Origin of the sequence: Sphingobacterium thermophilum, from assembly GCF_039541675.1 — a bacterium.
Lineage (GTDB): Bacteria > Bacteroidota > Bacteroidia > Sphingobacteriales > Sphingobacteriaceae > Sphingobacterium > Sphingobacterium thermophilum.
Window position 1 is genome coordinate 1 of sequence record NZ_BAABGR010000021.1, and the last position, 11,335, is coordinate 11,335.

At 38.7% G+C, this 11,335-nt stretch carries 16 protein-coding genes and 1 tRNA gene; 8 read left to right on the top strand and 9 right to left on the bottom strand.

The features are described 5' to 3' along the window. Positions 1-140: 140 nt before the first annotated feature. A complete protein-coding gene (locus tag ABD873_RS09120) occupies positions 141-335 on the bottom strand; it encodes a hypothetical protein (protein ID WP_156138169.1) in 195 nt (64 codons plus the stop codon). Positions 336-527: 192 nt separating this feature from the next. Here ABD873_RS09120 and ABD873_RS09125 point away from each other — a divergent pair, with 192 nt between their 5' ends. Then, positions 528-758: a hypothetical protein gene (locus tag ABD873_RS09125; RefSeq protein WP_345067602.1), complete on the top strand. Its 231-nt coding sequence runs from the start codon at positions 528-530 to the stop codon at positions 756-758. Positions 759-792: 34 nt separating this feature from the next. On the opposite strand, the gene ABD873_RS09130 is transcribed toward ABD873_RS09125, so the two are convergent. Then, positions 793-1,446: a response regulator gene (locus ABD873_RS09130; RefSeq protein WP_345067605.1), complete on the bottom strand. Its 654-nt coding sequence runs from the start codon at positions 1,444-1,446 to the stop codon at positions 793-795. 277 nt (positions 1,447-1,723) lie between these two features. Here ABD873_RS09130 and ABD873_RS09135 point away from each other — a divergent pair, with 277 nt between their 5' ends. Beyond that, on the top strand, positions 1,724-3,865 hold the full coding sequence (locus ABD873_RS09135; protein ID WP_345067608.1) for an ATP-binding protein: 2,142 nt from the start codon (positions 1,724-1,726) through the stop codon (positions 3,863-3,865). Positions 3,866-3,869: 4 nt separating this feature from the next. Here the strand turns inward: ABD873_RS09135 and ABD873_RS09140 are convergent, their stop codons facing one another. Beyond that, the gene (locus ABD873_RS09140; protein WP_345067611.1) at positions 3,870-4,397 is read right to left on the bottom strand and encodes a hypothetical protein; all 528 of its coding nucleotides are present in this window, start codon (positions 4,395-4,397) and stop codon (positions 3,870-3,872) included. 265 nt (positions 4,398-4,662) lie between these two features. Between ABD873_RS09140 and ABD873_RS09145 the strand changes: the two genes are divergently transcribed. Then, the gene (locus ABD873_RS09145; protein WP_345067614.1) at positions 4,663-5,178 is read left to right on the top strand and encodes an RNA polymerase sigma factor; all 516 of its coding nucleotides are present in this window, start codon (positions 4,663-4,665) and stop codon (positions 5,176-5,178) included. An 11-nt stretch (positions 5,179-5,189) separates the two neighbouring features. On the opposite strand, the gene ABD873_RS09150 is transcribed toward ABD873_RS09145, so the two are convergent. The 3 genes from ABD873_RS09150 to ABD873_RS09160 are packed head-to-tail and all read right to left on the bottom strand — an operon-like array spanning position 5,190 to position 6,196. After that, the gene (locus ABD873_RS09150; protein WP_345067617.1) at positions 5,190-5,426 is read right to left on the bottom strand and encodes a hypothetical protein; all 237 of its coding nucleotides are present in this window, start codon (positions 5,424-5,426) and stop codon (positions 5,190-5,192) included. Between the two features lie 20 nt (positions 5,427-5,446). After that, complete coding sequence (locus ABD873_RS09155) at positions 5,447-5,662, bottom strand: hypothetical protein (protein ID WP_345067620.1); 216 nt, start codon at positions 5,660-5,662, stop codon at positions 5,447-5,449. 30 nt (positions 5,663-5,692) lie between these two features. Continuing rightward, a complete protein-coding gene (locus tag ABD873_RS09160) occupies positions 5,693-6,196 on the bottom strand; it encodes a CinA family protein (protein ID WP_082021796.1) in 504 nt (167 codons plus the stop codon). 172 nt (positions 6,197-6,368) lie between these two features. Between ABD873_RS09160 and ABD873_RS09165 the strand changes: the two genes are divergently transcribed. Beyond that, a complete protein-coding gene (locus tag ABD873_RS09165; RefSeq protein ID WP_345067625.1) occupies positions 6,369-6,728 on the top strand; it encodes a hypothetical protein in 360 nt (119 codons plus the stop codon). 212 nt (positions 6,729-6,940) lie between these two features. Here ABD873_RS09165 and ABD873_RS09170 read toward each other — a convergent pair whose 3' ends face one another. Both ABD873_RS09170 and ABD873_RS09175 read right to left on the bottom strand, forming a co-directional pair. After that, complete coding sequence (locus ABD873_RS09170) at positions 6,941-7,480, bottom strand: YciE/YciF ferroxidase family protein (protein WP_345067628.1); 540 nt, start codon at positions 7,478-7,480, stop codon at positions 6,941-6,943. A 236-nt stretch (positions 7,481-7,716) separates the two neighbouring features. Continuing rightward, positions 7,717-7,790 (bottom strand) — tRNA-Pro (locus ABD873_RS09175). 189 nt (positions 7,791-7,979) lie between these two features. On the opposite strand from ABD873_RS09175, the gene ABD873_RS09180 reads away from it, so the two are divergent. Together ABD873_RS09180 and ABD873_RS09185 are read left to right on the top strand one after the other, a co-directional pair. Continuing rightward, positions 7,980-8,375, top strand: coding sequence for a group III truncated hemoglobin (locus ABD873_RS09180; RefSeq protein WP_039053100.1), 396 nt, complete (start codon positions 7,980-7,982; stop codon positions 8,373-8,375). 3 nt (positions 8,376-8,378) lie between these two features. Beyond that, positions 8,379-8,684, top strand: coding sequence for a Smr/MutS family protein (locus tag ABD873_RS09185; RefSeq protein ID WP_345067632.1), 306 nt, complete (start codon positions 8,379-8,381; stop codon positions 8,682-8,684). A gap of 67 nt (positions 8,685-8,751) precedes the next feature. Here the strand turns inward: ABD873_RS09185 and ABD873_RS09190 are convergent, their stop codons facing one another. Then, a complete protein-coding gene (locus ABD873_RS09190; protein ID WP_345067635.1) occupies positions 8,752-9,759 on the bottom strand; it encodes a 3-keto-disaccharide hydrolase in 1,008 nt (335 codons plus the stop codon). A 243-nt stretch (positions 9,760-10,002) separates the two neighbouring features. On the opposite strand from ABD873_RS09190, the gene ABD873_RS09195 reads away from it, so the two are divergent. Together ABD873_RS09195 and ABD873_RS09200 are read left to right on the top strand one after the other, a co-directional pair. After that, positions 10,003-10,461 carry an Lrp/AsnC family transcriptional regulator gene (locus ABD873_RS09195; protein WP_345067641.1) on the top strand — a complete coding sequence of 153 codons (459 nt, stop codon included), beginning with the start codon at positions 10,003-10,005 and terminating at the stop codon, positions 10,459-10,461. 79 nt (positions 10,462-10,540) lie between these two features. Continuing rightward, the gene (locus tag ABD873_RS09200; protein ID WP_345067638.1) at positions 10,541-11,221 is read left to right on the top strand and encodes a hypothetical protein; all 681 of its coding nucleotides are present in this window, start codon (positions 10,541-10,543) and stop codon (positions 11,219-11,221) included. Positions 11,222-11,335 lie beyond the last annotated feature (114 nt).

Genomic DNA, 11,335 nt, shown 5'->3' on the forward strand with positions numbered 1-11,335 from the left:
AGTGGTTACTAGACGTAACTTAAAATTGAAATTATACTTCTGTTTTTTACTCATAAAAATGCCCCAAATAAGTGTCTAACTTTTTGGGGCATGTCTACATGGAGTAGGCCTTTATTCGTCTGAATAGAATTAACCACGCATTAATTCATGGGTGTGGGCGGAATTAAGGAATCCTGCGACAACGTATCCTGCATTAAGGTATCCATATCACTAGGATTATTTTGATACAAGGTATCATACATGTCGGTGGTATTTTCGTTATTACTACGATTCGAGCACCCCATGATGGCTAGCATACACAACGATATGCCTAAAGGTATTATTGTCTTTTTCATAATTATAGTCTTTTTAATGTATTATTCATTTTCTATACGAACAGCCCCGACTATAATAAGGTTTAGAAAAGATTAAAAAAGGGAGTAAATACTTATTACAATGCATTAATACGGCTTTTGAGTACAATGGTGAACCCAATCCTATAAATAGATGTTAATAAGTTAATAATTCACGAATAAAACTTTTATACTATGGCACTTACAACTCCAAATGAAGGTCAAGCGACCAAAGAAATCGAAAAAGTAACATCAAAACTTCCTTCCACAGCTTATCTAGCACTTGCCGTCTCGGCAATGGCAGCCTCTGCAGCCCTTAAATGTCTCTGCAGAGATAAAGGTGCTCTTTTCATAGGACAATGGGTAGCTCCATTTCTCTTGTTCGGCATTTACAATAAGATTGTGAAAACAGAAGGTCATGACTAACACTTATCCCCATCCCAAAAGATGGGGATTTTCATTATGACACCAAATGATGTTGTACGGCAAACTTAATAAGCTCGGCAGAATTCTTGACCTTCGCCTTATTGATAAGACTTTGTCGATGACCTTCTACCGTCCTCTTGCTAAGAAATAACTTGTCAGCAATCTCCATATTGGTATAGCCTTCACTGATAAGCTGCAACACTTCTACCTCCCTTTCCGAAAGATCTAAATCTATTGAAGAATAAGCATATTTACCTCCCGCGGAAGAGGAAGCCAGCTTATCTACCATCATCATTGAAAGCTCCGCACATACATATCGCCCTCCCTCAGCGACATGCTGTATGGCAAAAATAAGTTCACTAAACCCTACATTTTTCACCAAATATCCTTTGGCACCCTTGTTGAATGCCTCCAACATTTGCTCTACGGTATTCAGCATGGATAGCAAGATCACTTTAATAGAAGGATAGTGGGAGGCCAAAAACGATGTCACCTCCAATCCATCCATCAGCGGCATATTAATATCACTGATGACTATATCCGGCTTGATTCCGTTTTCCAGCATGTTGATCAGCTCATTGCCATTTTCTGCTTCAGCGACAATTTCAATATCCCCGGCAGCATCTAACAGCAACTTGATTCCATTTCTTACTACTAAGTGGTCTTCTACTAAAACAACCTTGATCATATTTTCAACACTAGCTTAGGATTTCATAGGTACTCTCATACAACAATTAAGTTGTCATTTGGTTTTATTAGGACAACAAAAAGCAATTAACAACGTTTTTTTATTAAGAATACTTGGATAAAATAATAATGAAAACTAAAAAGCCGGAAAAACGTTCTATATAAAGCCCTTCTGTCTAAAGACTAAGGCAAGAGAAACAACAATAACTGCAGAACAAATTAATAATCACATCATGAGAAGTGCTAGCCGTCATCTTGTACCTGAAAATTAAAACACATTGAAAAACTTTAAAATTCAAGATTTTGGGCATATTCTTATAGTGGATTTAAACTTAAACATCATAGGAGTATCCAAACATCTGCTTGTAGAATTCAACATCCCTGTAGAATCTTTGTTGGGCACTCCGGTAGAAGGTCTATTGCTCCATCTGCCTAACAGTTCGTCTAAAAAGATACGAGCGGTAATCCATTCGTTTGTAGAGGGCAACCCGCCCCGCGCTTTACTCACCGTAAGAATTCAGCAAAAGCTCTACTATCTAAAGATTAGCAAACACGAAAACTACATCTATATTGAAGCAGAAAGACAGCTCAACAAAAAAATTTCAACAAGAGATCTTGAAGATATAGGCTTCCTTTTCGAGAACAGGTATCACCCCAATTGGAATTTTGTCTGCAAGGCTATTAACCGGATTTTACACTTCGACCGTGTTTTTATCGTCCAACAACAGGATATGGGCAACTGCAAGGTGCTAGCCGAAACGAATAATGGCCAATTGGAATCCTATGCCGACAAAAATTTCTCTAAAGAATTCTTACCTCCCTACATTATAGATTATTACTCAGGAACCTCCTATCGTTATATAGAAAATACAATAGCTCCTCCACAAGATTTTTACTCCCTGACGGATGTAGATCTCAACATCACGCAGATAACTTCCTTTCCGCAAGAGCGGATGGCTACCTACCGGCTCATGGGAATAGGTACCGTCGTCTCCTTCCCCCTATACCTTCAAGGGAAATTCTGGGGACTGGTCATCGCCAACAACAGACATGTTAAACCAATAGATCTTCAAAATAGAAAAATCTGCACCTTCATTGTACAAAATGCTATGAGCAAGTACGAGACTTTCGTCAAGGAAGGTCAGCTCAACATCAACACGCAGATACAAACCTTTCAACATAAACTGTTGGAGAGGCTTACACATCACAAAACCATCAATTGTGCCTTGGTAGAAAGTATGGAAAATCTACGCTTGATGATGAATTCGGATGGTATAGCCATCTACAACGAAGGAGATATTTACCTAAACGGAAAAACTCCTTCGGCAAACTTGTTTTTTGAGATCATCCACTTTTTGCAAAATTCCAATAAAGAGGTGATTTATAAAGACCACAATTTTAAGTTACGCTATCAAGCTTTTTTCAGAAAAAAGCTTCCATTTGCGGGCCTCCTAGCCTATAATGTCGACAGCAAAAAAGATTACTATATTGTTTGGTTTAGGCAAGAATCTCCTTACAAAGAAACTCATATTGAGGTCTGTACATCCCCAGACGAAAAATTGATGGTTTATGAAAATGATGTTTATCATGTGGCAACCCCGTGGAATGATGAAGAATTGACCTTACTAGAGGGCTTACAGAACACACTCAACCACTCCTTGATCGAGAAATTCTTTGAAAATAAAATCAAAACGAAAAACCTATCCGAACTCAACAATGAGCTGGAAATGTTTACTTATACACTTTCTCATGACATCAAAAATCCCTTGTCGGTACTGAAAATGGGTATTGACTTCCTCAAAAGCAAAGAAAAGCATAGCGCTCCCAATGAGCGAAAATGGCTCAACACCCTTTCTCAAGGCATTAGCAATATAGAAGAGATCATCAACAATATCCTTCATGTGTCTCACCACAAAGTAGACAAAATTCCTAAGGAATCTATCCCCCTAAAGTATCTTCTTCGTAAGATTGTAGCAGAATCGAAGCTGGCCTATAAAGCGGACTTCTGTCAAGTGACGTTCGGTAATCTTCTACCCATATGGGGTGAGAAAAGTGCTATTTATCAGATCTTCACCAATATTATTAGTAATGCCATAAAATATGCACAGGGACGAAAACTTCCCAAAATTCATATTCAAAGTACTATCAAGGAAGAAATGATTCAATATGAAGTGATGGATAATGGCATAGGCATTCCGAAAAATGATCTCGACCGAATTTTTGATATGTTTGGTAGAGCCCAAAATGCTACATCTTATGCGGGATCGGGTATAGGCTTAGCCCTAGTAAAAAGGATAATAGATCGATTGGACGGAGAAATAGAAATAGAATCTCGAGAAGGTATAGGAACCAAAGTGATTATGCGGTTTCCCAACCTTAAAGAAGACTCTTCTCACCAAAAGTCATTAGTCTCTACATAGAAAATCAAAAGTATCCCTGATGTGCCAATATCCTGAAATGCTCAATATCTTCGATAAAGCAGACAATCTGAAGATAACACTCTAACATATAGGAATGCATATGTTGCAAATCCGAGTCTTCCAATACATGAAAATACAAAGACCTCTGCCTCTTCAAATTATGTAGGAAAGCTTCAAACAATTCATTATCGAAAGAGGTAGTATCTTTTACAAGCATCTCCACACTTTGGTTTATCTTTTCATATGCCGCCATAGATAAGTTAAGTTCCTTATCCTTGCACATGCCCACCAGCTGAGGCTGGCTCTGTTGATAGTATAATAATATTTTGTAATATAATTCCTCTGGTTTTTTCCCAAAGGCTGAGCCGCTTAACTTTTCCAAAATCAACAACCCTTCGGTACGTTGATAAACAATCTCCTCCAAAGCGATACACTCTTTAACCCCTTTAAGAGATTCCTTTATTTTTTCGGAACCCTCTCCTATACAGGATTGACACATGAAGAGCACCAGTAAATAAAATAAAAATCTCATACCCGTTCTTTTAAGAATAGAACAAGGCTCTTGCTTGTTATGTTGTAGGCGTTGAAATCAAACAGTCTTTATCGTGAAAAAACAAGTATTTATTGCGAAAGATGCTGTTGAAAATACGTAATCCCTACTTACGCTAAAATCCTAGGAGTCTAGATACATATACTATTTTGATTCCATTAAACACCTGATTGAAAGCAAAAAAGAAATTGGCGCACTGTTTTTGTCATACCCCTCATATCATTTGAAAATTAAAAACCAAAACGTTATGAGAACAGACGCAGCCTTTAACAAGCAACTTGTAGAATATCAGCGCATCCTAAAAAACTTGGCGAAAAAATTCACCAAAGATCCGGATGTCATCAATGATTTAGTCCAAGAGACTTTCATCCGTGCACTCAAATATGTGGATCAATTTTTTGACAATCCTCGTGTCGTGTCATGGCTCTTCGTTATCATGCGTAATATCTTTATCAATCAGTATAAGCGCCTGACGTACCAGCAGAACTATGAAGACATCAGCCTTTTCTATTACAACCAAAAACTTAGCTCAGAACCACGCATGGACGATGTATCAGACCAGCGTATGATGCTTAAAGACATCTCCAAAATTCTTAGCGACATGCCCTTATCACACGGCGAGATGTTCAACCATTTTGTGGATGGATATAAATACCGCGAATTGTCGGAGATGTACGGCATTCCTGAAGGAACCATAAAGTCGCGAATACACATCATCCGCAAAACCTTACAGAAAAAACTTCAAGCTAAATACAATAATTAAAAAAAGATGCTTCAAGGAGCATCTTTTTTTTCTTTATGCTTGTCCTTGACAATTTCTCTTGGCCTGTCATTAGGGTCACTGGGCATATCATTGATTTGCTCTACATGTGGATCTACCCCCGCTTCTGCATCTCCATCCTGCATCACGTCATCGCGGTCTACCTCTTTTTTCCCTTTGCTTGTAAGAATATCTTTCTTCTCCTTATGCATCTCCCTGCCTTTGGATTTACTATGATGTATTGTTGCCATACTTAAAATTTTGATAAAAATTATTGTCTTTCTTCTGCACTGTCCGTCGGAATGGTATCTACATCTGCCGAGTCGAGCGTTCCATAATTCATGACGTCGGAGTTATTGAGATTATAACGCTGTTTGTCTGCCTCCGTAACTGGGCCCGGATCATTTCCTTCTGCACTGGTACCTTCGGAGTCGTTGCGCTGTCCGCAAGCCACGAAAAATAAAATGGTGAATAGCCATAAGCTCATTTTGTGTTTCATGATATTGAATTTTGATGGTTATGATTTTAGACTTTCTATCCACGGACATAAGTCCGAAAAAATAGAATTGCAAGTTTTTATAATAATCTCACCCGTATTTCCTGAAAGATGTCTTTCAAATACTTCGGTATTTCCTCCAAAAGAAAAAGCATAATAAACCGTACCTACTGGTCTTTGCTGCTTGGGATTGGGACTCTCGAAGGCTAACCCCGTGATGCTAACATACACATCAGCATGAGGCACCAATATTTTAAGCCCATGCAACATGGCCAGTGTAACCTCTTCGGACTCTGCCGTATGTATGTCAATGAGGGCAGGTGCTACTTGCAAAACTTTCTGTTTCTGCAAATCATCATAACAAACTATAGATCCTAGAAAGTAATCTCCACTCGCCAGTTCTAACGCCCACATACTGCTCAGAAACCCTCCTGTCATGCTCTCCGCACACACCAGTTTTAAATTTCTGCTGCTGAGATAATTTCCACAGCGTTCTAAAAGCCGTTCGTCTATTCTCGATCTCATAATGTTTTTTTCTTTAATTATTAACGCTTTAAGAACGGGAATAGTTCAAAATACAAGGTAGAACGCGTGTTTATACGCTTACTTAGGATATTTTATTTCTAACAATCAGGTATTATTTCCTCCAACTATTTCTCTCTGACAGAGGTTCATCCTTTACAAAAAACGTTTAATTATGAGAAGACAAATGATATCAGCAACAAAAGGACTAGGTCCTATCGTATGCATTATTTTAGCCAACAATAATCCTCACATGCCGGACTATGACAATCAGCATCACAATAATCCATTGGATGGGGATAACCCTAACACCCATAGAGAATCCGATGAAGAAAACTATATTCCTGAAGGAGAAGAACAAAATATCTCCGACCCCAATGAAGAGGAAGAACAACGATATCCTGACACAGAAGAAATCCCTATGGAGGAACCAAATCCGGATCTTGACGAAATAGAGCCCGAAGAAGAGGACGATGTACACATGGATCCTTATCAGCCGGGAAAGCAAAATCCTGATGAAGCAGGAACTATTTAACAAAAAGTTTTTCTTTATTAATTCTATTAAGTTTTTATATCGGTATGTTTAAAGCGGAGCTCATCCTCCGCTTTTTTATTGTCTTTGAAAACATCTTCAGGGTAAAGAATATAAATCCCTGAATATTATAATCTAAATTCCATTACTCTTAAAATCAACAAAAAAGCTGCACCAGAATCTGGTACAGCTTACAAGAGGGGCCTAATGGAAAATTACTTTTTAGAATTTTTCTTTGAGGAGGATGCTCCCATATTGGCCTCTCCCATAGCAATCTGCGTAAGCAGTTGATCTGTTTCTTTCTCTTCGTCTAAGATGCTTTTGAGTATAGAAGCTGCCTCTTCATGTTCCATAAGATCGGCATATGTAACAAGACATCCATAAGAAGCTATCTCATAATGTTCTACTTTCTGAGCGGCAGCTATAAGGGCTGCATCTAATACTTCCGGACTGTCTTCAAATTCCTCTGCAATTTCGTCAGCTTCTTCCAACAGACCTTCCATAGCTTTGCATTTCTTTCCGCGAGCAGGGATGTCTAAATTTGCAAAGACCTCCTTAAGATTTTCTATCTGCTGTTCAGTCTGTTGATAATGCGTATCGAAAGCATCTTTAAGGTTTTCACTTTGCGCTGCCTGTGACATTTTCTTCAGACCTTTAAGCAATTGTCTTTCAGCTCCTAACATATCTTTTAAAGCATCTACAAAGAGTTCGTGTAGATGTGCATTTTTCATGTTTTCCTGTTTTGATCTAGCCATAATTATTCTATTTTAATTGTCTATTAGAATAACCTTTCATAAGCTATAAAGTTGAAAATAAAAGCATTACAAGTATAAAACACGCTTATCCGCGTACTTTTACGGCCAACACCAGATCTGATTTTAAGCAAAGTGAAGAATAATTACGGTAAGAAAGCTTAGACAAGCTTCATAGAGGGTTTGCATTCTTATTTTCACCATAAAAAAAGAGTCCAACAATGTTGGACTCTTTTTCGTCGGGGTGGCAGGATTCGAACCTACGACCTCCACATCCCAAATGTGGCGCGATACCGGGCTACGCTACACCCCGCTGAAGGACTAACCTTCGTTGTTTGTGATGCAAATATACAGTGTTTTTAATTACTTGCAAACATTTTCTTCATCAAAAAAGCAAACAAGCTGATTTATTGCAAGATAATTTTTCATCCTTTTTATCATTCCAAAATCATTTCCACATTTCTTTCCATGCTTTCACTTTTTTATTCCGAAATTTGTACCAATGAGTAGAACAGACATTCAAACTTTGGAAGATATCAAAATGCTGGTAGATACCTTTTATGATAAAATCAGAAAGGACGACCTGCTGGGCATTATCTTCAACCAGAACATTCAGGACCGGTGGCCTCAACATCTGAACAAGATGTATCGCTTTTGGCAAACTATCCTGCTGGAAGAATATACCTATGATGGAAGGCCCTTCCCTCCGCATGCACACCTGCCTATCTCCAAAATCCATTTTGACCGTTGGCTCTTGCTCTTCGGACAGACCGTAGATGAGCTTTTCGAGGGACCAAAAGCCGAAGAAGCAAAATGGAGAGCCAACAAGATGGGCATAATGTTTCAAAGCAAACTGGAATATTTACGAAATAACCCTAATAAACCATTTTTATTTTAAGCAATGTCACTAACATTACCTAAGCCTCCCAAAGTGGTGGATCTACATGCCGAAGCCTTTTTGGACGACTGGGAAGATTATGATGCTGACGAAATCCTCAACCTAGCCATTGACCACTTCAAGGAATGTCTCGATGCAGCCATCTATTGGGAATATACTGAAATTAAGTTTATCCACGGCAAAGGAAAAGGAACGCTAAGAAAATGGATCTACGAGGAGCTAAAATCATATAAAGATATGGGTGCAATAGCCGCCTACTATCCGGCTTATCATAACGAAGATATAGTAGTAGTGCAGATAGGCATCTAAAGAATTAGTGTTTTCTTCAACAAAAAACTGCTGCTAATGATTAGCAGCAGTTTTTTGTTGATAAGTATTAATACTCTATTGGAGTGATTACAATCTTACGGAATTCGATTCCTGTATGGTCCCCTTGCAAGTAAATAGGTCCAGGTTCGCCTTCCTTACTATCGAGAGCCCCCCCCGTAATACCCGGAATTTCCTGATTGCTGATAACAGTTTTGCCATTAGCTACCACCGTCACCATGCGTCCTTTGAGGGTAATTTCGTATTTATTCCACTGATCCGGACCGTTGGTTACGATTTCACTTGGACTTAAGAATCCGTAAATGCCGCTGAAGTATAACGATCCTGGATGCCTCTCTGCCGGCGAGTCTTCAATTTGTACTTCATAACGTCCTCTCAGGTAAATACCCGAGTTGCCTCCCTGCCCATATTTAAATTCTACCTCTAATTTGAAATCTTCAAACTTCTGTTCAGTTTTCAGATTAGCGCCCGCCTTTTCATTTACCAAGACACCATCTTTCACAGACCAGTTGTTATCTCCACCAAATGGAACCCAGCCAGTCAGGTCTTTGCCGTTGAACAATTCTATAGATTGTCCCAATCTGCCTTCAGCATTCCTCACCAAATAAGGAGCCTTCTCACCCACATATTTATAGACTTTTCCTGTATTGCTGGTGATAGTACCTTCGATCTTACCATCCTTCAGGGCACCTTCCACTTTAATCATACCAGTACCTGTTTCCCATTGGGTAGGAATCTCAAAATGAAACTTGCCATCTTCTAATTTGATATGCGATACAGGACGGGCACTGCCGGCATCCGAAACAAAATAACCCACCAAGGTGCTGAATCCTGATAATTTTATTTCCAGCCATGAAGGAACTTCCTTACCTTCTTTGTCTACAGTAAGATCCCAACGGCCTATCAGTTCTTTAGATTCTTCCGGAATAACTTGCGTTGCCGCATTATGTACTTCTTCGCCCTGCTCATTCTTGTCGGAAGCATTATTACATGCCAATAAAGCCCCCACAAGTAATGAAGCAAAAGCCGAGTGTTTTAAAACATTTGATGTCTTCATATTGATTTTTTAGGTTTATGCTGTATTACAAATATATTATTTTATCGAAATAAATCACTGTTTGAAAGGATATTCCACAATCAAGTTACACTTTTCAGAAGAAAGAAAGATCTCTAAGACCATAAATATTCAGAAATTAAAGCATCATTTCGTATTTTTTACGGCAATAACAAAAATTAGCTTGAAAATATCAACCATTATTTAATAAATTTGAAAACTAACAACCAAAACCTTAGAGACACCATGAATTTAGACCCTACAGATATTAAGTTGCTCAAGCTTTTGCAGGAGGATGCCACACTTAGCAACAAAGAATTGGCCGAGAAACTTTACAAATCCATAGCCGCTGTACATGAGAGGGTAAAAAAATTAAAAAAAGCTGGATATATCAAAAAAACGGTAGCTATTCTGGACCGCAACAAGATCGGTATCGGCTTGATATCCTTTTCTCAGGTATTTTTGAAAAACCATACGTTTGAGGCCCTCAACGAATTCGAAAGAGAAGTATCCAAATTTCCGGAAGTAATGGAGTGCTATCAGATGGCGGGATCTTACGATTTTATGCTTCGCATAGCGACAAAAGACATGGAAGCCTATCACAAGTTTTTACGACACAAACTGGCTGTATTACCTCAGGTAAATACAGTGCAAACCTATTTTGTACTGTCGGAAACCAAAAGTGAGACAGCTTACCATTTTTAATCCTATATCTAAAAAACATTTTATTGTCCTTCTCTGTTTTAATGGGTATATTTAATACAAATCAATAGCCCTTAAAATTATGAGAACAACGATATTTACTATTATTCTTGTTGTAGGCTGCATCATACAGGCAGCAGCCCAAAGTCTTTCCGGTGCTTATCATACAAAAATCAATGATATCCACCACCTGCTTTTATTCGTCGACGGTTATGTCACCCATACTGTGTACACAGATAAAGAATACCATAACACGCAGGGAGGAACTTTCAACATAGAAAACAACACCCTCATCGTCCATTGCGAGTTTGACAATAAAAATCCGGAAAATGTTGGCAAAGACCATCGATTCTCCATATCCTTTCAGAACAACCAACTAAAGGTGGATGAGGTAGCTTTCGACAAGAAAGCGACACATTCTCAAGCGCTGGATGGATTATGGCGCATCACGGGACGCAAAGTTAACGACAACATACAGACCATGCAGCGTGGCAACCGCAAAACATTGAAACTACTTATAGACGGCTATTTCCAATGGTTTGCCATCAATCCGGCAGAGAAAGGATTTTATGGCACAGGCGGTGGAAATTACACTTTTCAAGACGGCAAATATCAAGAAAATATTCTTTTTTTCTCAAGAGACAACAGCCGCGTAGGTGTAACCTTAACCTTTGACGGAAAAATTGAAGAAGGACAGTGGCATCACAGCGGCAAAAGTTCTAAAGGAGATCCTATCTACGAGATATGGAGTCGCGAAAAATAAGAAAAGCCCGAGAATTTGGACTGCCCCCAAAAAGTTGGACGAATTTATGCAATATTTTTGATATGATGAGCTCGGTATTCTACCGGGCTCATTCCATTTAAATTAGTTCTTATC

Bases quoted from the DNA above. Each gene is read 5' to 3' on its own strand.
- ABD873_RS09120 (WP_156138169.1), bottom strand. From the start codon at position 335: ATGAAAAAGACAATAATACCTTTAGGCATATCGTTGTGTATGCTAGCC.
- ABD873_RS09125 (WP_345067602.1), top strand. From the start codon at position 528: ATGGCACTTACAACTCCAAATGAAGGTCAAGCGACCAAAGAAATCGAA.
- ABD873_RS09130 (WP_345067605.1), bottom strand. From the start codon at position 1,446: ATGATCAAGGTTGTTTTAGTAGAAGACCACTTAGTAGTAAGAAATGGA.
- ABD873_RS09140 (WP_345067611.1), bottom strand. From the start codon at position 4,397: ATGAGATTTTTATTTTATTTACTGGTGCTCTTCATGTGTCAATCCTGT.
- ABD873_RS09145 (WP_345067614.1), top strand. From the start codon at position 4,663: ATGAGAACAGACGCAGCCTTTAACAAGCAACTTGTAGAATATCAGCGC.
- ABD873_RS09150 (WP_345067617.1), bottom strand. From the start codon at position 5,426: ATGGCAACAATACATCATAGTAAATCCAAAGGCAGGGAGATGCATAAG.
- ABD873_RS09155 (WP_345067620.1), bottom strand. From the start codon at position 5,662: ATGAGCTTATGGCTATTCACCATTTTATTTTTCGTGGCTTGCGGACAG.
- ABD873_RS09160 (WP_082021796.1), bottom strand. From the start codon at position 6,196: ATGAGATCGAGAATAGACGAACGGCTTTTAGAACGCTGTGGAAATTAT.
- ABD873_RS09165 (WP_345067625.1), top strand. From the start codon at position 6,369: ATGAGAAGACAAATGATATCAGCAACAAAAGGACTAGGTCCTATCGTA.
- ABD873_RS09170 (WP_345067628.1), bottom strand. From the start codon at position 7,480: ATGGCTAGATCAAAACAGGAAAACATGAAAAATGCACATCTACACGAA.
- ABD873_RS09180 (WP_039053100.1), top strand. From the start codon at position 7,980: ATGAGTAGAACAGACATTCAAACTTTGGAAGATATCAAAATGCTGGTA.
- ABD873_RS09185 (WP_345067632.1), top strand. From the start codon at position 8,379: ATGTCACTAACATTACCTAAGCCTCCCAAAGTGGTGGATCTACATGCC.
- ABD873_RS09190 (WP_345067635.1), bottom strand. From the start codon at position 9,759: ATGAAGACATCAAATGTTTTAAAACACTCGGCTTTTGCTTCATTACTT.
- ABD873_RS09195 (WP_345067641.1), top strand. From the start codon at position 10,003: ATGAATTTAGACCCTACAGATATTAAGTTGCTCAAGCTTTTGCAGGAG.
- ABD873_RS09200 (WP_345067638.1), top strand. From the start codon at position 10,541: ATGAGAACAACGATATTTACTATTATTCTTGTTGTAGGCTGCATCATA.